Source organism: Bisbaumannia pacifica (assembly GCF_007989625.1).
Lineage (GTDB): Bacteria > Pseudomonadota > Gammaproteobacteria > Pseudomonadales > Halomonadaceae > Bisbaumannia > Bisbaumannia pacifica.
This window is the reverse complement of sequence record NZ_BJUK01000025.1, coordinates 1-23,884: the sequence shown is the minus strand read 5'-3', so window position 1 is coordinate 23,884 and position 23,884 is coordinate 1. Positions and strand designations below refer to the sequence as shown.

At 64.8% G+C, this 23,884-nt stretch carries 21 protein-coding genes and 1 tRNA gene; 13 read left to right on the top strand and 9 right to left on the bottom strand.

Annotated elements, in window-relative coordinates:
* Window positions 1–12: 12 nt before the first annotated feature.
* The gene (locus HPA02_RS11395) at window positions 13–480 is read left to right on the top strand and encodes a DUF6314 family protein (RefSeq protein WP_146803323.1); all 468 of its coding nucleotides are present in this window, start codon (window positions 13–15) and stop codon (window positions 478–480) included.
* Window positions 481–533: 53 nt separating this feature from the next.
* On the opposite strand, the gene HPA02_RS11390 is transcribed toward HPA02_RS11395, so the two are convergent.
* The 8 genes from HPA02_RS11390 to HPA02_RS11355 form a co-directional block, all read right to left on the bottom strand.
* Window positions 534–2,276, bottom strand: a complete 1,743-nt coding sequence (locus tag HPA02_RS11390; protein WP_146803322.1) for an ABC transporter substrate-binding protein — start codon at window positions 2,274–2,276, stop codon at window positions 534–536.
* A gap of 97 nt (window positions 2,277–2,373) precedes the next feature.
* Window positions 2,374–2,646: a DUF2160 domain-containing protein gene (locus HPA02_RS11385; RefSeq protein ID WP_146803321.1), complete on the bottom strand. Its 273-nt coding sequence runs from the start codon at window positions 2,644–2,646 to the stop codon at window positions 2,374–2,376.
* 11 nt (window positions 2,647–2,657) lie between these two features.
* Window positions 2,658–3,575 carry a carbohydrate ABC transporter permease gene (locus tag HPA02_RS11380; protein ID WP_146803320.1) on the bottom strand — a complete coding sequence of 306 codons (918 nt, stop codon included), beginning with the start codon at window positions 3,573–3,575 and terminating at the stop codon, window positions 2,658–2,660.
* Window positions 3,576–3,587: 12 nt separating this feature from the next.
* On the bottom strand, window positions 3,588–4,457 hold the full coding sequence (locus HPA02_RS11375; RefSeq protein WP_146803319.1) for a carbohydrate ABC transporter permease: 870 nt from the start codon (window positions 4,455–4,457) through the stop codon (window positions 3,588–3,590).
* Window positions 4,454–5,551 (bottom strand): ABC transporter ATP-binding protein, encoded by a 1,098-nt coding sequence (locus tag HPA02_RS11370; RefSeq protein ID WP_146803318.1) that lies wholly within the window; start codon window positions 5,549–5,551, stop codon window positions 4,454–4,456. The genes HPA02_RS11375 and HPA02_RS11370 overlap by 4 nt, the downstream gene beginning before the upstream one ends.
* Before the next feature lies 1 nt (window position 5,552).
* The gene (locus HPA02_RS11365; protein ID WP_146803317.1) at window positions 5,553–6,641 is read right to left on the bottom strand and encodes an ABC transporter ATP-binding protein; all 1,089 of its coding nucleotides are present in this window, start codon (window positions 6,639–6,641) and stop codon (window positions 5,553–5,555) included.
* A gap of 561 nt (window positions 6,642–7,202) precedes the next feature.
* The gene (gene glpK / locus HPA02_RS11360) at window positions 7,203–8,723 is read right to left on the bottom strand and encodes a glycerol kinase GlpK (RefSeq protein WP_146803316.1); all 1,521 of its coding nucleotides are present in this window, start codon (window positions 8,721–8,723) and stop codon (window positions 7,203–7,205) included.
* 70 nt (window positions 8,724–8,793) lie between these two features.
* Window positions 8,794–9,603, bottom strand: a complete 810-nt coding sequence (locus HPA02_RS11355) for an MIP/aquaporin family protein (RefSeq protein WP_146803315.1) — start codon at window positions 9,601–9,603, stop codon at window positions 8,794–8,796.
* Between the two features lie 446 nt (window positions 9,604–10,049).
* On the opposite strand from HPA02_RS11355, the gene glpD reads away from it, so the two are divergent.
* Entirely contained in the window at window positions 10,050–11,567 is a 1,518-nt protein-coding gene (gene glpD / locus HPA02_RS11350) for a glycerol-3-phosphate dehydrogenase (RefSeq protein WP_146803314.1), read from the top strand.
* 51 nt (window positions 11,568–11,618) lie between these two features.
* Here glpD and HPA02_RS11345 read toward each other — a convergent pair whose 3' ends face one another.
* On the bottom strand, window positions 11,619–11,906 hold the full coding sequence (locus HPA02_RS11345) for a hypothetical protein (RefSeq protein ID WP_146803313.1): 288 nt from the start codon (window positions 11,904–11,906) through the stop codon (window positions 11,619–11,621).
* 529 nt (window positions 11,907–12,435) lie between these two features.
* On the opposite strand from HPA02_RS11345, the gene HPA02_RS11340 reads away from it, so the two are divergent.
* The 11 genes from HPA02_RS11340 (at window position 12,436) to HPA02_RS11290 (ending at window position 23,840) form a co-directional block, all read left to right on the top strand.
* Window positions 12,436–12,843 (top strand): CBS domain-containing protein, encoded by a 408-nt coding sequence (locus tag HPA02_RS11340; RefSeq protein WP_146803312.1) that lies wholly within the window; start codon window positions 12,436–12,438, stop codon window positions 12,841–12,843.
* Window positions 12,844–13,262: 419 nt separating this feature from the next.
* Window positions 13,263–13,526 carry a hypothetical protein gene (locus HPA02_RS11335; RefSeq protein WP_146803311.1) on the top strand — a complete coding sequence of 88 codons (264 nt, stop codon included), beginning with the start codon at window positions 13,263–13,265 and terminating at the stop codon, window positions 13,524–13,526.
* Between the two features lie 153 nt (window positions 13,527–13,679).
* Window positions 13,680–13,753 (top strand) — tRNA-Gly (locus HPA02_RS11330).
* An 80-nt stretch (window positions 13,754–13,833) separates the two neighbouring features.
* Complete coding sequence (locus tag HPA02_RS11325; RefSeq protein ID WP_146803310.1) at window positions 13,834–14,196, top strand: hypothetical protein; 363 nt, start codon at window positions 13,834–13,836, stop codon at window positions 14,194–14,196.
* A 92-nt stretch (window positions 14,197–14,288) separates the two neighbouring features.
* Entirely contained in the window at window positions 14,289–15,086 is a 798-nt protein-coding gene (locus HPA02_RS11320; RefSeq protein WP_146803309.1) for an AraC family transcriptional regulator, read from the top strand.
* 123 nt (window positions 15,087–15,209) lie between these two features.
* Entirely contained in the window at window positions 15,210–18,401 is a 3,192-nt protein-coding gene (putA, locus tag HPA02_RS11315; RefSeq protein WP_146803308.1) for a bifunctional proline dehydrogenase/L-glutamate gamma-semialdehyde dehydrogenase PutA, read from the top strand.
* A gap of 35 nt (window positions 18,402–18,436) precedes the next feature.
* Complete coding sequence (gene putP, locus HPA02_RS11310; protein WP_146803307.1) at window positions 18,437–19,915, top strand: sodium/proline symporter PutP; 1,479 nt, start codon at window positions 18,437–18,439, stop codon at window positions 19,913–19,915.
* Between the two features lie 278 nt (window positions 19,916–20,193).
* Window positions 20,194–20,802, top strand: a complete 609-nt coding sequence (locus HPA02_RS11305) for an OmpW/AlkL family protein (protein WP_146803306.1) — start codon at window positions 20,194–20,196, stop codon at window positions 20,800–20,802.
* A 178-nt stretch (window positions 20,803–20,980) separates the two neighbouring features.
* Window positions 20,981–21,604 (top strand): OmpW/AlkL family protein, encoded by a 624-nt coding sequence (locus tag HPA02_RS11300; protein WP_146803305.1) that lies wholly within the window; start codon window positions 20,981–20,983, stop codon window positions 21,602–21,604.
* 167 nt (window positions 21,605–21,771) lie between these two features.
* A complete protein-coding gene (gene brnQ / locus HPA02_RS11295) occupies window positions 21,772–23,091 on the top strand; it encodes a branched-chain amino acid transport system II carrier protein (RefSeq protein WP_222593995.1) in 1,320 nt (439 codons plus the stop codon).
* Window positions 23,092–23,213: 122 nt separating this feature from the next.
* A complete protein-coding gene (locus HPA02_RS11290) occupies window positions 23,214–23,840 on the top strand; it encodes an OmpW/AlkL family protein (protein ID WP_146803303.1) in 627 nt (208 codons plus the stop codon).
* Window positions 23,841–23,884: the final 44 nt, after the last annotated feature.

Here is a 23,884-nt window from a genome sequence, read left to right as displayed (position 1 = left end):
AGGAAAACAAAGTTGACCGCGATTATACGCCTCACCGAGCGCCTGACCAGCATCCGCCGCCTCGCTTTCGTCTCACGCCCGGGTCCCGCGTCACGCAGCGGCTGGGCGGGCCACGCCAGGGGGGACGTACGCGTCGAGGCGAGCACAGAGGCACGAGGCAAGACGATCCGCTTCTTCGAGAGCGGCACCTTCCTGCTCGAGGGGCGGGCGACGCCGGTGCCCTTCAGTAACTGCTACCGCTGGGAGCTGGGCGAGGCGCGCATCGCCCTCTTCCATGAGCGCCGCGGCGCCGACCAGGCGGTATGGCTCTTCGACCTGGTGGCCGCAGACTCGGCGTCCCTGATCAGCGCCGAGGCACACCTGTGCGGCGAGGATCGCTACCGGGCCCGGCTGAACCTGGTGGACGAGGGCTTCGACCTGAGCTGGACCATTCAGGGCCCGCGCAAGGACGAGTCCCTGAGCTATCGCTACCGGCGCTGAATACAACGAGGCCCCGGGCATGCCCGGGGCCTCGTGGCGCAGGCAACCGAGGCTCAGTAGCGGCTGCCGGCGGCCATCCACTCCTCCATCATCTGATCATAGGGCATTGTCTGCCCAGGCGGCCGCTCGTCTTCCAGGCGCGGTTTGGGGGCGCCGGGCTCGTCGAGCCAGAACTCGGGGGCCCGCTCGTCGTTGAGCAGTGGCGCATAGGTCTCGAAGACGTTGGCCCGGGCCAGGCGTCCCATCAGGTTATCGAGGTCCGCGGCCAGGTTATCCAGGGCCTGCTGGGGGGTGACTTCGCCGCTGACCGCCGGGGCCAGGTTCTGCCACCACAGAGGCGCCATGCGCGGATAGTCGGGCACGTTGGTGCCGGTGGGGGTCCAGTTGGACTCGTTGGCGCTGCGATAGAACTCCACCAGGCCACCCAGGCGCGGCGCCATCTCGGTCAGGGTCTCGGAGAAGATATCGGAGCGGCGAATCGGCGTCAGACCATCGAGCAGCTTTTCCAGGGATACCGTCTTGGACACGGTGAACTGGGCGAAGAGCCAGGCGGCGGTGCGCCGATCCTCCGGGGTCGAGTCGAAGAAGGTCCAGGATCCCACGTCCTGGTACCCCACCTTCATGCCTTCTTCCCAGTAGGGCCCCACCGGTGACGGCGCCATGCGCCAGAGCGGATTGCCCTCGTCATCGGTCACCGGCAGGCTCGGGTCGGTCATGTCCGCGGTAAAGGCGGTGTACCAGAACATCTGCTGGGCGATGTTGCCCTGGGCCGGCACCGGCCCGGCCTCGCCGAAGGTCATGCCCTGGGCCTCGGGGGGCGCATAGTCGCGCAACCAGTCGACCATCTTGGTCACCGCGAAGACGGACGCCGGCGAGTTGGTGGCGCCACCACGGCTGACGCTGGCCCCGACCGGTCGACTCTGCTCATCGACACGGATGCCCCAGTCGTCCACCGGGTTGCCGAAGGGCACCCCGGGGCTGCCCATGCCCGCCATGGAGAGCCAGGAGTCATGGAAGCGCCAGCCCAGGGAGGGATCGCGCCGCCCATAGTCCATATGGCCATAGACCCGCACGCCATCGATCTCCTCCACGTGTTCAGAGAAGAACTCGGCGATATCCTCGTAGGCAGTCCAGTTGGTGGGCACGCCCAGTTCATAGCCGTAGCGCTCGCGGAACTGGGCCCGGAGGTCCTCGCGCTGGAACCAGTCGTAGCGGAACCAGTAGAGGTTGGCGAACTGCTGGGTCGGTAGCTGATAGAGACTGCCATCGGGGCCCGTGGTGTACTGGATGCCGATAAAGTCATCCAGGTCCAGGCTGGGCAGGGTGAAGTCGGCCCACTCGTTGGCCATGGCCTCGGAAAGGTTGATGGTGGTGCCATAGCGAATATGGGTACCGATGGCATCGGAGTCGTTCACGTAGGCATCGTAGATATTGCGCCCCGACTGCATCTGGGTCTGCATGTTATCCACCACATCGCCCTCGCCGATGATGTTGTGGGTCACCTCGATGCCGGTGATCTCGCTGAAGGCCTGGGCGAGGACATCCCGCTCGTAGGCGTGGGTCGTCAGCCCCTCCGCCACGGTATTGATGCTCATGCCGCGAAACGGCTCGGCGGCCCGGGCGAACCACTCCAGCTCGGCGATCTGCTGCTCGCGGGTCAGGGTGGAGTCCTGGAAGACCTCGTCCACCCAGCGCTCGATCACCGCGCGGCGCTGTTCATCGATGGCGTGCGCCCCGCCCGAGGCGATCAGCAGCCCAGAGGCGACGATCGCCAGGCCCAATCTCTTGTTCTTCATATCGACCTCATTTCGCTTAAGGAAACCATCCTGGTTGGGGGGTAGCGGCGTCCCTGCCGCGGGCATTACTGCGCTTACGTACTGCTCTTCTCCTCGACTAGCCCCAGCGCATCAGGATCAGCAGCCAGACCACGGAGACGGCCAGGGCGAGCCAGATGCTCAGGGAGGTGAAACCGATCACCGCCAGATGGATATAGGCGGCGGACAGCAGGCCAATGAAGAGGCGGTCGCCGCGGGTGGTGACAATGGGCAGGAAGCCCTTGCGCTCCACCGAGGGCGAGATCACTTCCCAGGCCGTCATGCCGGCCAGCATGGCGGCGATGGTGGAAAAGAACACCGCCGTGGGTAGGGTCCAGACCATCCAGGACATGACATGACTCCTCAGGTACGGCCCAGGGCGAAGCCCTTGGCGATATGGTTGCGCACGAAGTAGACCACCACGATGCCGGGGATGATGGTCAACACCCCGGCTGCGGCCAGGGTGCCCCAGTCGATGCCCGAGGCGGTGGAGGTGCGGGTCATGATGGAGGCGATCGGCTGGGCATTGGTGGCGGTCAGGGTCCGCGCCAGCAGCAGCTCCACCCAGGAGAACATGAACAGGAAGAACAGCGTGACGCCGATCCCCGAGCGAATCATCGGAACAAAGATCTTCACGAAGAAGGCGGGGAAGCTGTAGCCGTCGATGTAGGCAGTCTCGTCCACCTCCTTGGGCACGCTGCTCATGAAGCCCTCGAGGATCCACACCGCCAGGGGGATATTGAACAGGCAGTGGGCCAGGGCCACGGCGACATGGGTATCGAAGAGCCCCACCGAATAGTAGAGCTGGAAATAGGGCAGCAGGAAGACCGCCGGCGGCGCCATCAGGTTGGTCAGCAACCAGAAGAAGAGGTGCTTGTCGCCGATGAAGCGATAGCGGCTGAAGGCATAGGCGGCGGGCAACGCCACCAGGATACTGATCAGCATGTTCATCAGCACATAGCCGATGGAATTCACGTAGCCCATGTACCAGGTGGGGTCGGTGAAGATATTGGCATAGTTCTCGAAGGTCAGCTCCTGCGGCCAGAACGACAGGGTGCCGAGAATCTCGGTATTGGTCTGGAACGACATGTTCAGCAGCCAATAGATCGGCAGCAGGATAAACAACAGATAGAGCCCCAGCAGCAGCCGGGAACGTCCCCTGGAGCCCCCCCGGGTGCGGCGTTCGACGCGGGTGGGTACCACCGCTTCGGCCGCCTCGGGATCGGTGCGACGCTCCGCCTGGCGGTCGGAGCTGGTCAGCGTATCGGTGCTCGAATTCATGGTGGCCCCCGGTCAGCTCTTGTCTTTTTGCAGGTTCATGATGGCGGTATAGAACACCCAGCAGACCAGCAGGATGATCAGGAAGTAGATCAGCGAGAAAGCGGCCGACGGCCCGACATCGAATTGGGCGATGGCCATGATCGCCAGGGACTGGCTGAGGAAGGTGGTGGAACTACCCGGCCCGCCGCCGGTCAGCACGAAGGGCTCGGCATAGATCATGAATGAGTGCATGAAACGCAGCAGCACGCCGATCACCAGCACATTGGTCAGCTTGGGCAACTGGATATAGCGAAACACCGCCCAGCGCGAGGCACGGTCGATACGCGCCGCCTGATAGTAGGCCTCGGGAATCGAGCGCAACCCGCTGTAGCAGAGCAGCGCGATCAGCGGCGTCCAGTGCCAGACATCCATCAGGATAATGGTGGCCCAGGCATCCAACGGATTGCGGGTGATGTTGTAGCCGTAGCCCAGTTCGCGCAGCCCCCAGCCCATCAGGCCGATATCGCCGCGGGTGAAGATCTGCCAGATGCTGCCCACCACGTTCCAGGGAATCAGCAGCGGCAGGGTCACCAGGATCAGTACCAGGGAGGCCCGCCAGCCCTGCTTGGGCATCAGCAGGGCGATACCGATGCCCAGGGGAATCTGGATCGCCAGGATGGTGAAGGAGAAGGCGAATTGCCGCAGCAGGGCGCCCTGCAGCGCCGGGTCATTGAGCATCGCCACGAACCACTCGGTCCCGGTAAAGAAACGGGTATTGGGATCGAAGACGTCCTGTACCGAGTAGTTGACCACGGTCATCAGGGGGATGATGGCGGAGAAGGCCACCAGCAGCAGCATGGGCAAGACCAGGAACCAAGCCTTGTTGCTCTGTACCTTGTTCATTGGGTCACCTCCACCCGGTATTCATCGATATAGAGATGCGTGGCTTCCGCCGGCAGTCGCACATGGGCCCGCGGGCCCTGCGGCGAGACACCCTCGTCGAGGCGTGCCTTGAAGGCGGCGCTGCCGATCCGAAAGGAGAGGATGGCGTAGGTTCCCAGGTCCTGAACGTCCTCCACCTCGACCGCCAGGGTCTCGTCGCCGGGAGCCTCACTCACCTCGATGAATTCGGGACGAATGCCCAGCTTGATATTGCTCGAACCACTGTGGCGCGCCGCCTCCAGCAGGGCCGGCGCCACCGGGATGGGCAGGGTCCCGAAGGCGAGCCCCTGGGGCGTCAACGTGACCTCCAGAAAGTTCATGCCGGGACTGCCGATGAAATAGCCTACGAAGGTATGCGCCGGGGTCTCGAAGAGCTCCCGGGGCGTGCCGAACTGCACCACCTGCCCCTCGTACATCACCGCGATCTTGTCGGCGAAGGTGGACGCCTCCAGCTGATCGTGGGTGACGTAGATCATGGTGATATTGAAGCGCTGATGGATCTCCTTGAGCTTGCGGCGCAGCTTCCACTTGAGCTGGGGATCGATCACCGTCAGTGGCTCGTCGAAGAGAATGGCGGAGACGTCATCGCGCACCAGTCCGCGCCCCATGGAGACCTTCTGCTTCTCGTCGGCGGTCAGGTTCTTGGCCTTGCGCGACAGCAGCGGGGTCAGGTCGAGGATATCGGCCACCTCCTCCACCTTGCCCTTGATCTGTGCCTCCGGCGTCTTGATATTGCGCAACGGGAAGGCCAGGTTGTCGAATACCGTCATGGTGTCGTAGATCACCGGAAACTGGAAAACCTGAGCGATATTGCGCTCCTCCGGGGGCAGCGCATTGACGATGCGATCATCGAAGATCACCTCGCCGTCCGACGGCTCCAGCAGGCCCGAGATGATATTGAGCAGGGTCGACTTGCCGCAGCCGGAGGGCCCTAGCAGGGCATAAGCGCCGCCCTGCTGCCATACATGGCTCATCTGGCGAATGGCGTAGTCCTTGGGCCCAGCGGGATCGGGACTGTAGGTATGGGCCAGGGCGTTGAGGGTAATCTGCGCCATCTCACTTTCCTCCCAGGTGCGACGGGATATGCACCACGGCGCCATCCCGGTCGAAGGCATAGACCCGGTGGGTCGGCAGGTAGACCTTGAGGGGCTGATCGACCCGGAACTCGTGCACCCCTGCCAGGTGGAGGACCAGAGAGAAGAGCTCGTTGCCCACGTGCAGGAAGGTCTCGGAGCCGCTGATCTCGGCCAGCTCGACCCGCACCTCGAGCTCCAGGTCATCGTCGGCCTGGGGCGTCAGGCCGATATGCGAGGGTCGCACCCCGAAGTGGTACTGCCCGGGAGCGAGGGAGCCCAGGTCCTCGTTGAGGGGAAAATGCATGCTGCGGTCGAAGGTGACCTCGCGGCCGGAGACCAGCCCCGGCACCACATTGATGGGGGGCTCGGAGAACATCTCGGCAGTGAGCAGGTCCCGTGGCCGGTGGTAGACGTCCTCGGTGCGCCCATATTGCAGCAGGCGCCCCTCGTGGAGCACCGCCGTCTTGCCGCCCAAGGCCAGGGCCTCGTTGGGCTCGGTGGTGGCATAGACGGCGATGCAGTTGCGCGCCTTGAACAGCTCCCGCAGCTCCTGACGAAACTCCTCGCGAAGCTTGTAATCCAGGTTGACCAGGGGCTCGTCGAAGAGGATCAGATCCGCCTCCTTGACCAGGGCCCGCCCCATGGCAGTGCGCTGCTGCTGGCCCCCGGAGAGCTCCTGAGGGTAGCGGCTCAGCAGGTGGTCGATATGCAGCATTTCTGCCACCTCATGGACCCGGCGGGTGATCTCGGCCTTGGCCACCCGCGCCAGGCGCAGCGGCGAGGCAATATTGTCGAAGACCGTCAGGGTGGGGTAATTGATGAACTGCTGATAGACCATGGAGACGTTGCGCCGGCGTACCGATACGCCGGTGACGTCCTCGCCGTTCATCAGGATGCGTCCGCGGGTGGGGCGGTCGAGGCCGGCCATCAAGCGCATCAGGGTCGTCTTGCCGGCCAGGGTTCGTCCCAGCAGGACATTGAAGGAGCCAGGGGCCAGCTCCAGGTCAATGCCCTCGATATGGGCATTGCCATTGACCACATGGTCAATACTGTCGAGTTTCAGAGACATGATGTGCTCGCTCGAGAGTTGTTGTCGTTGTCGTCGATCTGCGTCGCGAAATCAGGGTCGGGTCGATGGTCTCTTCGGCGTGGTGGAGCCCGACCCCGACCAGGGCGGACTCGTGTCGGGCGAGGGAGTAACGCCTGCCTGCCCCCTCGGATCATACAAACGAAAAATAAATGTTCGTTTGCGACAATCAGGCTAGTCCAGTAGTGGATCAGCGGCAATAGAATGCGCGAATAAATACACTAGACCTTAGTCGAAGGAATCGATCGGCCACTATACGGCCATCTAGAATCGCCGGGATCAGCCGTCAATCAGCCAAATAAATCAAATAATTTCAATCAACTAAGTAATTGTCGCGCCGAAAAAGAGCCACGGAGGTGACCCTACGCACCGACAAGTGCCGCACCATGCCGAATGTTCGATTTCCAACACAAGATTTCGAATAGTATCGAGCAGGACGCTCGCCCTGGCACGACAAACTCCTTATCGACGGGGAAGAAGGGAAAAAAGCCCCGAACGCGTCGGGGCAAGGGTCTACGAGAGAGACTGTCGTGTCGCGACCACTCAGTCGGCGGCGGCCTCTTCGGCATCCTCGCGCGCCCAGTCCATGGTGCGCTTCACCGCCTTCTTCCAGCCGCGATACTTGCGATCGCGCAGCTCGGGGGCCATCTGCGGGGGGAAGCTATGATCCAGCCCCCCCTTGGCGGCCACTTCCTGCTGGGTCCAGACCCCCACGGCGATGCCCGCCAGGTAGGCGGCTCCCAGGGCGGTGGTCTCGGTGATGCGCGGGCGCTCCACGTCCACGCCCAGCATATCGGCCTGGAACTGCATCATGATGTTGTTGGCCACGGCGCCCCCGTCCACCCGCAGCGACTTGAGGGTGATCCCGGAATCGGCCTGCATGGCATCGATCACGTCCTTGGTCTGGTAGGCCAAGGCATCCAGGGTAGCGCGGGTAATATGCTCCTTGCGGGTACCCCGGGTCAGGCCGAACATGGCGCCCCGGGCGTACATGTCCCAGTAGGGGGCCCCCAGGCCGGCGAAGGCCGGCACCACATAGACGCCCCCGGCATCGTCCACCTTGCCGGCGTAGTACTCGGAGTCCTCGGCGGAGTCGATCAGCTTGAGCTCGTCGCGCAGCCACTGCACCGCGGCCCCGGCGATAAAGATCGACCCCTCCAGGGCGTACTCGACCCGGCCGCCGATGCCCCAGGCGATGGTGGTCAGCAGCCCGGACTTCGACGGCACCGGGGTCTCGCCGGTATTCATCAGCAGGAAGCAGCCGGTGCCATAGGTGTTCTTGACCATGCCCTGCTCGAAACAGGCCTGGCCGAACAGGGCCGCCTGCTGATCACCGGCGATACCGGCGATGGGAATCCGCGCACCGCCGAACATCTCGGCACCGGTGGTGCCATAGACCTCGCTGGAGGAGCGCACCTCGGGCAGCATGCTGGAGGGAATGCCCAGCACATCCAGCATGCGCCCATCCCATTCCAGCTCGCGGATGTTGTAGAGCAGGGTGCGCGAGGCATTGCTGACGTCGGTCACGTGGCGCTCGCCGCGGGTCAGGTTCCACACCAGCCAACTGTCCATGGTGCCGAACAGCAGGTCGCCCCGCTCCGCCCGCTCCCGGGCCCCCGCCACGTTGTCGAGGATCCAGCGCACCTTGGTGCCAGAGAAGTAGGCATCGACTACCAGGCCGGTGGTGTCGCGGATATAGGCCTCCAGTCCCTGGGCCTTGAGCTCGTCGCAGAATTCCGCGGTGCGGCGATCCTGCCAGACGATGGCGTTGTAGATCGGCCGGCCGGTGTGACGATCCCAGACCACGGTGGTCTCGCGCTGGTTGGTGATACCGATGGCGGCCACCTCGGAGGGCTTGATGCCGTTGGTCTCGAGCACCTCCCGGGCGACCCCCATCTGGCTGCCCCAGATCTCCATGGCGTCGTGCTCGACCCAACCCGGCGTGGGATAGTGCTGAGTGAACTCCTTCTGGGCGATGCCGACGATGCGGGCATCGCGGTCGAAGAGAATCGCGCGACAGCTGGTGGTGCCCTGATCGAAGGCGAGAATATAGGGTTTGTGCATGACGTTCAGACTCCTGACTCAAAGGTTGTTGTCATTGTGAGACATACGGGCGGGCCTGTCCGAGCGAGGCTCAGGCATCCGATACGGAAGTGCGCTTCAGGGCCCCCAGGACCCCGGTGGCCAGGCTGATGGCGACGATCCCCAGGGCCATTGCCACCGCCAGGCCGCTATGCTCGATAAACACGTGCCGATAGAACAGGGCACCGGCGATACCACCCAACAGCGGCCCCACCACGGGGACCCAGGCATATTTCCAGTGGCTGCCGCCCTTGCCGGCGATGGGTAACAGGCAATGGGCCAGGCGCGGTCCCAGGTCGCGGGCCGGATTGATGGCGTAGCCGGTGGTCCCGCCCAGGGAGAGACCGATGGCCACGATCAGCAGGCCGATGATCAGCGGATTGAGGCCCTCGCTGAAGGTATTGGCACCAATGGCCAGCACCCCCAGTACCAGCACGAAGCTGCCGATGATCTCGCTGATCAGGTTGGCCGGGGTATGAGCAATGGCCGGCGCGGTACAGAACACCGCCAGCTTGGCATCGGCATCCTCGGTGGCTTCCCAGTGGGGGAAGTAGTGCAGCCAGACCACCAGGGCGCCCACGAAGGCGCCAATCAGTTGGGCGATGACATAGAGGGGCACCAGGCGCCAGGGAAATTCACCGATGGCGGCCAGGCTGACGGTCACTACCGGGTTGATATGGGCCCCGCTGAACTGGCCTACCGTATAGATGGCCATGGCGACCCCTAGCCCCCAGCCGAAGGTAATCACGATCCAACCACTGGCCTCCGCCTTGGAGCCCTTGAGGACCACCCCGGCGACCACCCCGCCGCCGAAGATGATCAGGATCATCGTTCCGATTAGCTCACCCAGAAAGGGAGTCATCACGCTCTCCATTATCGTTTTGGTTGTTATGTCGTGCCGCGGCCGACCCACTTCTCCCCAGCCATCCCGGGGCGCCCAAGTGGAGAGAGGCACCTCAACAGAGGTCTATCAAGCATCGACAGCGAACTAAATCGAACATTATCTTGCCAATAATGTTTTTTTACGACCACAAATCTAGCCACCCAGGCGTCGGGACACAACAAAAACGCACCCTCAAGAGATACGACATTCGTCTAACCCGCCCGCCTGGCGATCTGCCCCTCGCTGACAGATCTTGAAATTTATCATTAAAAATCAAAGAAATAATCACAACCCCTTGCCCCTCTGCCCGCGACCGGCGCAGAAACGACCTTCGGCTAACGCTTGATGTTCGCCCCGCCTTCTTCTATTTTCGTTTTCAAACATCAACGCTTTTTGCGGATTCATAACGACAACGGAAGCACACCATGGCCTCGCAGACTCCCCTTCTCGATCTCTTCGTTATCGGTGGCGGCATCAACGGCACCGGCATCGCCAATGACGCCGCCGGTCGCGGCCTCCGGGTCGCCCTGTGCGAACAGCGTGACCTGGCCAGCGCCACCTCCTCGGCCAGCAGCAAACTGATTCACGGCGGCCTGCGTTATCTGGAGCATCGCGAGTTTCGCCTGGTACGCGAGGCCCTCAAGGAACGCGAAGTGCTGCTCAGGAAGGCGCCGCATATCATCTGGCCGCTGCGCTTCATCCTGCCCCATCGCCCTCATCTGCGTCCGGCCTGGATGATTCGCACCGGCCTCTTCCTCTACGACCACCTGGGCAAGCGCGACAGCCTGCCCGGTTCCCGACGCCTGAGCTTCACCGGCCAGGGCCCCCTCAAGCCCGAGATCACCCAGGGCTTCGAGTACTCCGACTGCTGGGTCGACGATGCCCGCCTGGTGGTCCTCAATGCCCTTCAGGCCAGGCAGCAAGGCGCGGAGATCCTGGTCGGTACTCGCTGCGTCGCGGCCCGCCAGGTGGATGGCATCTGGGAGATTGAGCTGGAAGAGGTCGACAGCGGGCGCCGTCAGATCCGTCGCGCCAGGGCGCTGGTCAATGCGGCGGGTCCCTGGGTGGAGGAATTCATTCGCGAAAGAACCCAGCGGCGCTCCCGCTACGGTATCCGCATGATCCAGGGCAGCCACCTGATCGTGCCGCGGATCCACGACGACGAGCGGGCCTATATCCTGCAGAACCAGGACGGCCGCATCGTCTTCGTCCTGCCCTATCAGCAGGACTTCAGCCTGATCGGCACCACCGACCGCCGCTACCGGGGCGATCCGGCCGAGGTGGCGATCAGCGACGAGGAGACCGGCTATATCCTCGCCGTGGTCAACGAGCACTTCCGTACTCAACTGAGCCGCGACGACGTGGTCTCCTCCTATTCGGGGGTACGCCCGCTGTGCGACGACGAGTCCACCGACCCTTCCGCCATGACCCGCGACTACACCCTCGACCTGAATCTCCAGGGGGCGCCCCTGCTGTCGGTGTTCGGCGGCAAGATCACCACCTACCGCAAGCTGGCCGAGAGCGCCCTGGCCCAACTGGCGCCCCACCTACCCGCGATGGGGCAGACTTGGACCGCCGAGGCCCCTCTGCCCGGCGGGGATATCGGTAGCCAGGCGGCCTTCGTGGCGCGCCTGCTGGCGGACTACCCCTTCCTGGGTGAGACCCGGGCGCGACGGTTCGCCGCCAGTTACGGCAGCCTGTGCCTGGAGTTCCTGCACGACTGCCAAGCCGAGAGCGACCTCGGCGAGGACTTCGGCGCGGGGCTTAGCCGCCGCGAGGTGGATTATCTGGTGGAGCGGGAATGGGCGCGCGGCGCCGACGACATCCTCTGGCGCCGTACCAAGCTGGGGCTGCGCCTGAGCGAGGCCGAGCGCCAGCGGCTGGAACGTTATCTGGCCGAGCGCCTGACCCCAGGCACCAGGCTCGGAGAAGCCGCCTCCTGACGGGGCCCGGCCCCGCCAATGGATGCCGCCGGAGACGCGACGCGGGGCAACCTACTTCTTGGGCCGCCGGGGCGCCATCCGCGGCGCCTCGGCATGGCCCTCGGCCTCGTAATGCAGGTGCGCCTCGGGGTCGATCTTCTGGCCGAGCCGCTTGGCCTCGCCGGCCAGCTCATCGTGATAACGCGCCCAATCCTCCCAGTCGTGGGGCGTTCCGGCCCGGGGCGGGCGTTGCCCCGACTGGCGAGCCCGGGACCAGGCCAGCTCCTCCAGGGTATTGGGTTTGTCCTCGTCCTTGCCGATCGCCACGCCCTTCCTGGCCAGGTATTCGCGTGCATCCATGGTGACTCGCCTCCCCCTTCTAATTGCTCATGACCATCGAAACGTTCAAACCAGTCAACTTTATCTAGCATCATGCGCCGCGGATACTGCCATGACTCAGCCATGGCACCCACGCCGAAGGCTCTCTAGATTGGAAGGGTCTCGCGCGATGAGGTTCCAGTGCCGTCCTCGCTCTCGGAAGAAGACACGCAGATGCAAGAACGCCGGGGCGACACCACCCTCCGGAACTACGCACCGCGCACCGTTAGCCATACTGTTTAGCGAGCCCAGATGGCCCACGCCGGCCTCGGCTATGCTGAACTCGAGCGACGCCGCGGCGACTGCCCGACCGTAGCCTCCATCGAGAGGCAGGAACGCCCCCGGCCATGGGAGCCAATCGCGGCCAGCTGCGGGACTATGCCGAGCACGGCTGCGCCCTCTTCCTCGTCGAGCGCTGTATGGAGTGCGCCCCGGAGACTGACCATTGGTATCGCTCGCTCAGGTCGGCCCGCGGTCGGGGCCGGCGCGATCGCAGCAAAGGAGACTCGCCATGCCCAACAAGGCGCCTACCACCGTTCGTGAGATCATGTCCCGCGACTGCTACCGGGTCCGCGGTAACGCCTCGGTGTCCAACCTTGTCGAGGGACTGGCACTCCACCGCCTGCCTGGGGCGCCGGTCGTCGACGACCGCGATCACCTGATTGGCTTCATTTCCGAACAGGACGTGCTGGGCAAGCTACTGGAGAGCACCTACCTCAATCATGAACCGCCCCTGGTCAAGGAACTGATGCGCCACGAGGTGCTCTCGGTGACGCCCAACAAGAGCATCACCGATCTGGCCCAGGAGATGCTGGGCACCAAGCCCAAGGTCTACCCGGTGGTGGAGCAGGAGCGCCTGGTGGGTATCGTCACCCGACGCGACGTGATTCACGCCATCCTGCGAATGCGCAAACGCTGAAGACTCCTCTCCCTGCCCTCTCCTCACCCCGGCTCCCGCCGGGGTGAGTGCATTTGTCGCCCAGCGGCCTGCGGACCAGCGCCGCTCGAGCAAAGAAAAGCCGCCCGGGCCAAGGCACGGGCGGCAAGCGGGATCGAAACGCAAGCCTCAATGGAAACTCAGTGCGACTGCCATCGACTGAATTCATTGTGCTCACCTGCAGTGTGACCACGGGGCGGCGAAAATTCTCCGCCCTCAGGGAAATTTTCTGTCCGGGCTTTCAACACTCGCCACGACGCTCCGGCAACCCCTTGTTCCACGGCGACTTTCACCGGGATATGACAGCCCCTGTCGGCAATGGCTGACATCGCGGCCCCTCTCGATCTGCCACCCTTGATGACAAGGGTACATGGAGTACCGCGTCTAGCAGGAGGCTCGTCATGTCAGCGATTCACGTCTATCGGAGCGATACTCACCACTGGGTCATCGACTGCGCCTGTGGCGCCCAGGAAACGGCACCCAGCCTGTCGCGCATCGGTGGCGACTTCAGCACCCGGCGCCTGCGCCTCGACACCTATGTGCAGTGCCGCTGCTGCGGTCGCGGCGTCCAGGTCAGCGTCGCCCGCCAGGGCCAGGTCAGCCTCTCCCAGCGCTTCCCCTTGCTCGGCCCCCAGGCGCACCGAGCCGCCCACCTGCCGGCCTGACGCGAGTTCCCGGCCAACGCCGCCGAAGGTGGCGGCGTTGGCGGTTCCGACCACCAGCGACTCGATAGATCAGCCACTTAGCAACAGAATCACGAGAAATGCCCATCGCCGCTTGCAAAGCCTAAGCATTTGGTTTTACTATCATTCCGCTTTGCGGGTGTAGCTCAATGGTAGAGCAGAAGCTTCCCAAGCTTAAGACGAGGGTTCGATTCCCTTCACCCGCTCCAACTCTCTCCTCGTGTCAATTTTTCTTGCCCGCTTCTTCCGGCCCCGCGCTCCCAGCGACACGAGTTCCTGGAGCGGCTTCATGGCCCTATTCCTGCTGATCTTTACCGTCTGCCTGCTGATCCTCGGTGGCATGGTGGCGATTCTCATGCTCTCCCGGACCCCGCGCTATCGCACCGAGGCCGAGGACCTGTTGGCGCTCTTCGATCGCGCTCTGGAGGGCACGGTGCAGGAGACCGAGTGGCAGACCGTCGTCAATTACCCGATCCGCCACGATGATATCCTCGAAGGCATTCGCCGCCGGGCCCAGCGCCTGATGGACGAGCATGGCCGCCCCTGGCAGGCGGCCCGGGGTGGCAAGCTGTTCAGCCAAGAGGGCTGTGACGAGCTGGCCGAGCTGCGCGACCAGTTGGCCCGCCACCGGGCACGGCGACGCTCCCACTAAGGTCCCGGTGGCAAGATCCCGGTAACGTCCCGAGCGCCCAAAGACTGTTACACTAGTCGCCTGCGCCGTTCGCCAAGGCTCGAGGTCGCACCATGCCCAGTGCCATTCGCTTGATTCCCCTCGACAACACCACCCGCCACCATGATCACGACTTCCATCAGATCGTGATCGGGCTGACCGGGCATGCGGAGTTCGAGATCGAAGGCCTGGGTGGTTCCATCGCGCCTCTCTCCGGCTGCATCGTTCCGGCGAGCCATGTGCACTACTACGAAGGCATCGGCGACAACCGCCAACTGATTCTCGACCTGCCCCGGAATGCCGCGCCCCTGACCGGCCACTACCATGAGCTGGCTCGACTCTTCGACGCCCCGCGCTTCTTCGCCCTGGACGAGCCTCTGCGCCGCTACCTGGCCTTCGTGACCCTGGAGCTGGAGCAGGCCCGGGCCCCGGTGCCACGGCTCCAGGACGACCTGCTCACCGCCACGCTATTGGGTTGTCTGCATGCCCGCCTGCTCCCCGAGGAGCGCCCCCAGCCCGGTCGCCCCCTGGACCTGGCCGCCCTGGAGCGCTTTATCGACCGCCACCTGGCCAGTCGCCTGACGGTGGCCGACCTGGCCCAAGAGGCCTGCCTGAGCGAGGCCCACTTCAGCGAGCGCTTCCGCCGCCAGACCGGCCTGACGCCCTACCAGTACCTGCTGCGCCGCCGCCTGGAGGCGGCGCATCGACTACTGACCTCGAGCCGTCTGCCACTCTCCGAGGTCGCCGCCCTGACCGGCTTCGCCAACCAGAGCGCCCTCTCCCACGCCTTCCGTCGCCGCTATGGCCACCCCCCGGGACAACTGCGCCGTACGGCGTCGCAACAACTCGTCAATACTCGACCAAAGTCGTAATTTTCGCCGCCATTAGCAACAGAGCCCGGCTTTTTGACAAATCCTGCCGAGAAATTGGCAAGACGCTCACGACTCTCCCACCCTACATTCAGGCTATCCAAAAAAGGCTTCCGGGAGAGTGACATGCTCACAGCCAAGACCCTGCTCGACGCATCCACCTGGCAACAGGACCTCGATACCCTCTTCCAGCGCATCAGCGATCACTACATCGTCGATGAGGACAGTTTCGTGGGCGAGCTGGTGACCTTCCTCTCCGCCGATGAGGCCGACTTCCAGCGCATCGCCGCCAAGACCGCCGAACTGGTGCGGGAAGTACGCGAGATGGATACCGCCGTGGACACCATCGACGAGCTGCTGCAGCAGTACAGCCTGGATACCCACGAGGGGCTGATGCTGATGTGCCTGGCCGAGGCCATGCTGCGCATCCCCGACAAGGAGACCGCCGACGCCCTGATCGAAGACAAGCTGGGTCCGGCGGACTGGCAGTCCTATGTGGGCCAGAGCGACTCCTGGCTGGTCAATGCCTCCACCTGGGGCCTGCTGATGACCGGCCGGGTCGTCACCATGGATAAGCCCAAGGACGGCAAGCCCAGCGGTTTCATCAACAAGCTGGTCAATCGCATGGGCGAGCCGGTGATCCGCCGCGCCATGCGCGAGGCGATGAAGGTGATGGGCAAGCAGTTCGTCCTCGGCCGCGATATCGACGAGGCACTGAAGCGCTCCAAGCCGCTGTTCGACAAAGGCTACACCTACTCCTACGACATGCTCGGCGAGGCCGCCCGCACCCGCCAGGATGCCAAGCGTTACTTCGACGACTATGCCCAAGCCATCGAGCGGGTGGGCAAGACCAGCAAGGCGCTGCCCGCCAAGACACCGGCCCCCTCGGTCTCCATCAAGCTCTCGGCGCTGCACCCGCGTTACGAATTCGGCCGCCGCGGCCAGGTCCTCGAGGAGCTGACCGCCACGGTCCGCGAGCTGGTCGCCCTGGCCCGGGCACGCGAGGTGGCGATTACCATCGATGCCGAGGAGGTGGATCGCCTGGAGCTGTCCCTCGAGGTGTTCCGCGCCATCTACGAGAGCGATGCCGCCAAGGGCTGGGGGCACTTCGGCCTGGTGGTCCAGGCCTACTCCAAACGCGCCCTGCCCACCCTGCAGTACCTGACCCGGCTGGCCGATCGACAGGGCGACGAGATTCCGGTGCGCCTGGTCAAGGGCGCCTACTGGGACAGCGAGATCAAGGAGTCCCAGCAGCTCGGCGTCGATGGCTACCCGGTCTTCACCCGCAAGGCCAGCACCGACGTGGCCTACCTGGTATGCGCCAACTACCTGCTGTCGGACAACACCCGCGGGCGCATCTTCCCGCAGTTCGCCACCCATAACGCCCATACCATCAGCGCCATCCTCGAACTGGCCAACGCCGCCGGGCGCCAGCTGGAGTTCCAGCGCCTGCACGGCATGGGCGAGGCCCTCTATGACGCCGCCCTGAGGCGCGCGCCCCAGGGCACCTACTGCCGCATCTATGCCCCGGTGGGCGCCCACAAGGACCTGCTCCCCTACCTGGTGCGCCGCCTGCTCGAGAACGGCGCCAACTCATCATTCGTGCATCAGCTGGTGGATCCCAAGGTGCCGGTGGAGTCGCTCTGCGTCCACCCGGTGGAGACCCTGAACCAGCACGAGCGCTACGCCAATCATCGCATCCCGTTGCCGCGGGATATCTATGGACCACAACGCAAGAACTCGCGGGGAGTGAACTTGAATATTCGCAGCCACTACCAGCCGCTCATGGACAAGATGGCGGGCTTCATGGACAAGGCCTATCGGGCCAAGCCGCTGCTGGCCGTGGCGGTGGCCGACGACGCCGCCCAGACCCATGAGGTGACCAGCCCCTACGACCGTAACCAGCGGGTCGGCAGCGTGCAATGGACCACCAAGGAGCAGGCCGCCCAGGCCGTGGATGCCGCCTGGGCCGCCTTCCCCCGCTGGGAGGCCACCCCGGTGGCCGAGCGCGCCGCCATCATTCGCCGCCTGGGCGACCTGATGGAGGAGCACATGGCGGAGCTGATGACGCTGTGCTCCCGGGAGGGGGGCAAGCTGCTCACCGACGGCGTCGACGAGATCAAGGAGGCGGTGGACTTCTGCCGCTACTACGCCATGCGTGCCGAGGAGCTGTTCGCCGCGCCCACGGCCCTGCCCGGGCCCACCGGCGAGTCCAACGAGCTGATGCTAGGTGGCAAGGGCGTCTTCGCCGCCATCAGCCCCTGGAACTTCCCGGTAGCGATCTTCTGCGGCCAGGTGGTGGCCGCCGCCGTGGCCGGCAACACCGTGCTGGCCAAGCCCGCCGAGCAGACCTCCATCGTCGCCCACCGGGTCATCGAGCTGCTGCATGAGGCCGGCATGCCCCGCGACGTGGTACAGCTCTTGCCCGGCGACGGCCCCACCGTGGGTAGCGTGCTCAGCGGTGACCCGCGCATCACCGGGGTGGTCTTCACCGGCGGCACCGACACCGCCCAGATCATCAACCGCTCCCTGGCGGCCCGGGAAGGCGCCCCGCTGCCGACCCTGGTCGCCGAGACCGGCGGCATGAACGCCATGATCGTCGACTCCACGGCGCTGCCCGAGCAGGTGGTGGCCGACGTCATTCAGTCCGCCTTCCAGAGCGCCGGCCAGCGCTGCTCGGCGCTGCGCGTGCTCTACCTCCAGGACGACGTGGCCGATCGGGTCATCGAGATCCTCGAAGGCGCCATGGCCGAGCTGCGCGTGGGCGATCCCCGCGACCTGGGCACCGACGTGGGCCCGGTGATCGACGAGGAGGCCCGTCGGGGACTGCTGGCGCATATCGACAGGCTCAAGGGCGAGGGCCGGCTGCTGGCCGAGACCCACCTCGATCCCGCCCACACCGCCCACGGCACCTTCGTGGCCCCGGCGGCCTTCCAGATCGACGGCATCGAGGCCCTGGAACGCGAGCAGTTCGGCCCTATCCTGCATATCGTGCGCTACCAGGCCAGCGAGCTGGACCGGGTGATCGAGTCGATCAATGGCCGCGGCTATGGGCTGACCTTCGGCGTGCATAGCCGTAACGAATCCTTTGCCGAGGCAATTGCGCAGAAAATCCGTGTAGGCAACGTCTATGTAAACCGTAATATCATCGGCGCCGTGGTCGGGGTTCAACCCTTCGGCGGCCAGGGACTCTCCGGCACCGGCCCCAAGGCCGGCGGCCCGCACTACCTGCTGCGCTTCGCCACCGAGAAGACGGTGACCATCAATACCGCCGCCCTCGGCGGCAATGCCTCCCTGCTGGCGCTGGGGGACGAGTGATCACGACCAACAATAACCCATAGAAGGATCTCGACATGGTTCAGAGCAATCTCACCATCGGCTTTACCTTCGCCGTCTACCTGCTGGCGATGCTGGGGATCGGCATCGTCGCCTACCGGCGTACCAGCAACCTCTCCGACTACATCCTCGGGGGCCGCTCCCTGGGCCCCTGGACCTCGGCGATCTCCGCCGGGGCCTCGGACATGTCGGGCTGGTTGCTACTGGGGCTGCCGGGGGCGGCCTATGTCAGCGGCATCTCGGCCAGCTGGATCGCCATCGGCCTGCTGATCGGCACCTGGCTCAACTGGCTGATCGTGGCCAAGCCGCTGCGCATCTACTCCTTCCGGGCCAGCGACTCCCTGACCCTGCCGGATTTCTTCGCCAACCGCTTCCGTGACAGGAGCCAGCTGCTGCGGGTGATCTCGGCGATCTTTATCCTGGTGTTCTTCCTCTTCTACACCAGCTCCGGCCTGGTGGCCGGCGGGCGCCTGTTCGAGACCGTGTTCGGCCTCGACTACCGCATCGCCGTCACCGTGGGCACCCTGACGATCATCGCCTACACCTTTATCGGCGGCTTCCTGGCGGTCTCCTGGACCGACCTGATCCAGGGCCTGATGATGGCGGCGGCGCTGGCCATCGTGCCGATCATCGCCTTCGCCGACCTGGGCGGCACCAGCGGCGCCGGCGCGGCCCTGGCCGAGCAGAGCGAGTACATGCTGGCCTGGTTCCGCGACGCCTCCACCGGTGAGACCCTGTCGGTGATCGGTATCGTCAGCTCGCTGGCCTGGGGCCTGGGCTACTTCGGCCAGCCGCATATCCTCGCGCGCTTCGCCGCTATCCGCAGCGAGGACGACATCCCCGCCGCTCGCACCATCGCCGTGAGCTGGACCGCGATCGCCCTGATCAGCTCCATGGCCGTGGGCCTGCTGGGGGTGGGCTTCGTCTCCCGGGAGCTGGGCGATGGCGAGACCGTCTTCATGGTCATGGTCAACCTGATCTTCCATCCGGTGATGGCCGGTATCCTGCTGGCGGCCATCCTGGCGGCGATCATGTCCACCGCCGACTCCCAGCTGCTGGTCTCCTCTTCGGCGCTGACCGATGACTTCTACAAGGCGCTGTTCCGCAAGGACGCCTCCCAGAGCGAGCTGGTCTGGGTGGGGCGCTTCGCCGTGGTCGCCATCGCCGTGCTCGCCTACCTGCTGGCCCTGAACCCCGACTCCACCGTCCTCGATCTGGTCGCTTACGCCTGGGCCGGCTTCGGCGCCGCCTTCGGCCCGGCCCTGATCATGTCGCTGTTCTGGCGGCGCATGAACCAGTGGGGCGCCCTGGCGGGTATCGTCGTCGGCGGCGTGACCGTGGTCCTCTGGGCCGAGCTCTCCGGTGGTATCTTCGATCTCTACGAGATCGTCCCGGGCGTCATCTTCGCCTATATCGCCATCGTGGTAGCGAGCCTGGCCACCGCCGAGCCCTCCAAGGAGATCACCGACGAGTTCGATGCCATCAAGCGGGGGTGATCCATCGACGCAACAGGCCGCCCTCGGGCGGCCTGTTGCCGTTGTAATCCCACCTTTCCCGGCCACAAAAACCTATACAAATACTGTTCGACGGCTAGCCTTTTGGCCAACCTACATTAGCCAATAACTGCGATATAGCCCGACAATCCGGCCAATCACGCCGATAGGCATTTTCTACGAGCGAAGAAAAACAGCGTTCTCTATACTAGTCTTGTAAAACCAACGATGAGCCCCTCATCGATATCGAAACGCCAAGACACCCGCCATTGGAGACTGCCATGACCCTGCTTCCCCGACTCGCCTCCTCGGCCCTGCTGGGCTCCAGCCTGCTGCTCGGTCAGGCGGCCCTGGCCTTCGAGGCCGGCGACTTCTACGTTCGCGGCGGCGTCGCCCAGAGCGAACCCCGATCCAATAACGGTGACGTGGCCGATCAGCGACTGGATATCGCCGATGAACGCGGTTTCACCTACGCCCTCGGCTACATGTTTTATGGCAACCTGGGCGTCGAGCTGAGCGGCAGCGAGAAGTTCGAACACGACCTGGCCCTGGGCGGGAGTGACATCGGTAGCATCGAGCGCATGCCGGTCAACCTGATGGTCAACTACTACCCCATGGGCAGCCTCGACTCCCGGGTCCAGCCCTACGTGGGGGCCGGCCTCAACTACACGCGCTTCTCCGGCGAGCCGGCAGGACTCGACGCCCGCCGCTCCTATGGTGCCGTGGGACAAGTGGGCATCGACCTAGCCATCACCGATAACCTGATGCTCAACGGCGCCGTCAATTACGCCGACGTGGATACCCGAATCAGCACCAGCGATGGCCAGAACCTGGGCGAAGCCAAGGTCGACCCGCTGACCATCGGCGGCGGCGTCACGTTGCGCTTCTGATCGATCCCCCCGTCGACCGACGACCCCCCTACCAACAACCTACGCCGCCGGATGCGGCGTAGGTTTTTTCTTACTCCCAGCATCGACTTCCTCGTCTCGAAGCGTCGGCGATCCCCCTTTACCCTTGGGACACCCCAATGCTCGAGGCCAGACTGGCCGACCTTCCAAGGAGGAACCCATGCGCAACGCCAAGTGGCTCGCCAGCGCGCTCACCGCCGCCACCCTGACCCTCGCCGCCCAGACCGCCCTCGCCTATGAGGCCGGCGACTTCTTCGTCCGCGGCGGTTTCGCCAAGACCGACTCCCACTCCGATATCGACCTGGTCGACCCGGGCAATTTCCGGACCGAGCTGGACATCCGTGATGGACGAGGCTTCACCTATGGCCTGGGCTACCTCTTCCACGACAAGTTCGGCGTCGAACTCGCCGGCAGCGAGCGCATCAAGCATGACGCCCATATCGGCGCCCCCGTGGATGTGGCGGGCAGCTTCCAGCGCCTGCCGGTCAACCTGATGGTCAACTACTACCCTCTGGGGGGCCTCGATTCCCGGGTCCAGCCCTATGTGGGGGCCGGGCTCAACTACACCAGCTTCTCCGGCGAGCCGGCCGGCGTCGACCTGGACGACTCCTATGGCGCCGTCGGCCAGATCGGCGTCGACCTGGCCATCACCGACAACCTGCTGCTCAATGGTTCGCTGAACTATGCCGACGTGGGGAGCGATGTTTCCTACCTGGGGGAGGAGCTGGGCGAAGCCAAGCTCGACCCGCTGACCATCGGCGGCGGGGTAACGCTGCGCTTCTAGGGCGGCGCGAGCCCCCCTCTGGCATTGACGCCGGCCCCGGGCCGGCGTCTTGGTTTATGCCGAATAACATCCTGCATTTTTTTGCTAGCAATTACCTATTGCGAGATAATATCGACCGCCAAGTCACCCGAACATCGAATGTTCCCCACGCAGTAGGTACCTCTCCCGTGAAAACACGCCTCACCGGCCTCGAGCTGCTGGCGCTAGGTTTTATGACCTTTGCGCTCTTCCTCGGGGCCGGCAATATCGTCTTTCCGCCTCAGGTAGGCGTCGGCGCCGGCGCCGCCTTCTGGCCCGCGGCCCTGGGCTTTCTGGCCACCGCCGTGGGCCTGCCGCTGCTCGGCATCCTCGCCGTGGCCAGGGTCGGCGGCGGCCTCGAGACCCTGACCGCCCCGCTCCCCCGCCTGGCCGCCCTCGCCTTCGGCCTGGGCATCTACCTGGCCATCGGCCCCCTCTTCGCCCTGCCGCGCACCGGCACCGTGGCCTTCGAGATGGGCATGCGCCCCTTCGTCTCGCTCTCTGATGGCACCGGCCTGGCCCTGCACTCGCTGCTGTTCTTCGGCCTGGCCACGCTACTGGCGCTGATGCCGGGGCGGCTGATGGACATCATCGGCAAATGGATCACGCCACTGCTGATCCTGCTGCTGGGGTTGATCGCCCTGGCGACCCTGGTCGCCCCCCAGGGGCCCCTGGGCGAGACGCAGGCCGGCTGGCGGGCCGCGCCCTTTGCCGAAGGCTTTCGCAACGGCTACCTGACCATGGATACCCTCGCCTCCCTGGTCTTCGGCATCCTGATTGTTACCGCCATCCGCGATCGCGGCATCCACGAGCCGCGCCTGGTCGCCCGCTACACCCTGTGGGCGGGCATCATCGCCGCGACCTGTCTGGCCGCCGTCTACCTGCCGCTGACCTACATGGGGGCCACCAGCCACGAACTCGCCGCCCAGGCCGGCAGCGGCGAGCTGATTCCCACCTATGTGGCGGCGCTGTTCGGCCCCTGGGGCCCGGTGCTGCTGGCGGCGGTCATCACCCTGGCCTGCCTGACCACCGCCGTGGGTCTGCTGACCGCCTGCGGCGAGTATTTTCATGGGCTATGGCCGCGGCTTCCCTATCGGCTGTTGGTCATCGCCATGGGCGGCTTCGCCATCCTGGTGGCCAACCAGGGCCTGGAGACGCTGATCCGTGTCTCCATCCCGGTGCTGGTGACGCTTTACCCGCCGGCCATCGTGCTGATCCTGCTGTCGCTGATTCGCCCCTGGCTAGGCGACGCACCGCGAGTCTTTCGCTGGGCCCTGAGCCTGACCCTCGTTGCCAGCCTGCTGGATGGCCTGGTGGCCACCGAGCTGGCCGGTGTGGCGGATACCGCCGGCGCCCTGCAGCAACACCTGCCGCTCGGCGAGACCAGCTTCGGCTGGCTACTGCCGGCGCTGGCCGGCACCTTGCTGGGGCTCGCCGCCAGCCGCCGTCAACGCCTCCTGGAAACCTGAACTTTCAGGAACTTGCGCTGGATCAATAACCGCGGGTGACGGCCTTGTCTTGGGTCAAGATTCGCCGTCGCCCGGGCGGGTAGCCTAGCGTCATAGGCTTTTCCCGATACAGGAGTTCAGTAATGCGCAAGTCCTCAGTGGTTTCCCTGCTCGCCGGCGGCCTGGCCGCCGCCACCCTGATGACCAGCACCCAGGCCCTGGCCTATGGTGCCGGGGATCTCTACACCCGCCTGGGCATCGCCAAGGTGGCACCCGAGAGCGATAACGGCAGCCTGGCAGGCGGCACCGTCGCCGCCGACGTGCAGGACGAGAACGGCTTCGCCTTTACCCTGGGGTACCGTTTCCACGACAAGCTGGGGGTAGAGCTGCTGGCGGCGTTGCCCTTCGAGCATGACATCAACCTCAACGGCACCAACCTGGCCTCCACCAAGCACCTGCCACCCACCCTGACCCTGCAGTACTACCCGCTGGGTGGCACCGAGGCACGGATCCAGCCCTATGTGGGCGCCGGCATCAACTACACCCACTTCTCCGATGAATCCAGCGCCCTGGGCGACCTGGACCTGGATGACTCCTGGGGCGCCGCCGGCCAGTTGGGGGTGGACCTGCTGATCGACGAGCACTGGGCGCTCAACGCCGCGGCCTGGTACCTGGATATCGATGCCGATGCCACCCTGAATGGCGCCGATATCGGCACCGTCAATATCGATCCCTGGGTGGTGATGGGCGGCATCAGCTTCCGCTACTAAGCTTCCCGCCGAAACGACTCGGGCCCGCCAAGATGGCGGGCCCG

Excerpts from the sequence above, each read along its gene's own strand:
- HPA02_RS11355 (WP_146803315.1), bottom strand. The coding sequence starts at position 9,603 with ATGACTCCCTTTCTGGGTGAGCTAATCGGAACGATGATCCTGATCATC.
- HPA02_RS11335 (WP_146803311.1), top strand. The coding sequence starts at position 13,263 with ATGTCAGCGATTCACGTCTATCGGAGCGATACTCACCACTGGGTCATC.
- HPA02_RS11385 (WP_146803321.1), bottom strand. The coding sequence starts at position 2,646 with ATGTCCTGGATGGTCTGGACCCTACCCACGGCGGTGTTCTTTTCCACC.
- HPA02_RS11390 (WP_146803322.1), bottom strand. The coding sequence starts at position 2,276 with ATGAAGAACAAGAGATTGGGCCTGGCGATCGTCGCCTCTGGGCTGCTG.
- putA (WP_146803308.1), top strand. The coding sequence starts at position 15,210 with ATGCTCACAGCCAAGACCCTGCTCGACGCATCCACCTGGCAACAGGAC.
- glpD (WP_146803314.1), top strand. The coding sequence starts at position 10,050 with ATGGCCTCGCAGACTCCCCTTCTCGATCTCTTCGTTATCGGTGGCGGC.
- HPA02_RS11375 (WP_146803319.1), bottom strand. The coding sequence starts at position 4,457 with ATGAACAAGGTACAGAGCAACAAGGCTTGGTTCCTGGTCTTGCCCATG.
- HPA02_RS11325 (WP_146803310.1), top strand. The coding sequence starts at position 13,834 with ATGGCCCTATTCCTGCTGATCTTTACCGTCTGCCTGCTGATCCTCGGT.
- putP (WP_146803307.1), top strand. The coding sequence starts at position 18,437 with ATGGTTCAGAGCAATCTCACCATCGGCTTTACCTTCGCCGTCTACCTG.
- HPA02_RS11320 (WP_146803309.1), top strand. The coding sequence starts at position 14,289 with ATGCCCAGTGCCATTCGCTTGATTCCCCTCGACAACACCACCCGCCAC.
- HPA02_RS11300 (WP_146803305.1), top strand. The coding sequence starts at position 20,981 with ATGCGCAACGCCAAGTGGCTCGCCAGCGCGCTCACCGCCGCCACCCTG.
- HPA02_RS11365 (WP_146803317.1), bottom strand. The coding sequence starts at position 6,641 with ATGTCTCTGAAACTCGACAGTATTGACCATGTGGTCAATGGCAATGCC.
- HPA02_RS11380 (WP_146803320.1), bottom strand. The coding sequence starts at position 3,575 with ATGAATTCGAGCACCGATACGCTGACCAGCTCCGACCGCCAGGCGGAG.
- glpK (WP_146803316.1), bottom strand. The coding sequence starts at position 8,723 with ATGCACAAACCCTATATTCTCGCCTTCGATCAGGGCACCACCAGCTGT.
- HPA02_RS11340 (WP_146803312.1), top strand. The coding sequence starts at position 12,436 with ATGCCCAACAAGGCGCCTACCACCGTTCGTGAGATCATGTCCCGCGAC.
- HPA02_RS11290 (WP_146803303.1), top strand. The coding sequence starts at position 23,214 with ATGCGCAAGTCCTCAGTGGTTTCCCTGCTCGCCGGCGGCCTGGCCGCC.
- HPA02_RS11305 (WP_146803306.1), top strand. The coding sequence starts at position 20,194 with ATGACCCTGCTTCCCCGACTCGCCTCCTCGGCCCTGCTGGGCTCCAGC.
- HPA02_RS11345 (WP_146803313.1), bottom strand. The coding sequence starts at position 11,906 with ATGGATGCACGCGAATACCTGGCCAGGAAGGGCGTGGCGATCGGCAAG.
- HPA02_RS11370 (WP_146803318.1), bottom strand. The coding sequence starts at position 5,551 with ATGGCGCAGATTACCCTCAACGCCCTGGCCCATACCTACAGTCCCGAT.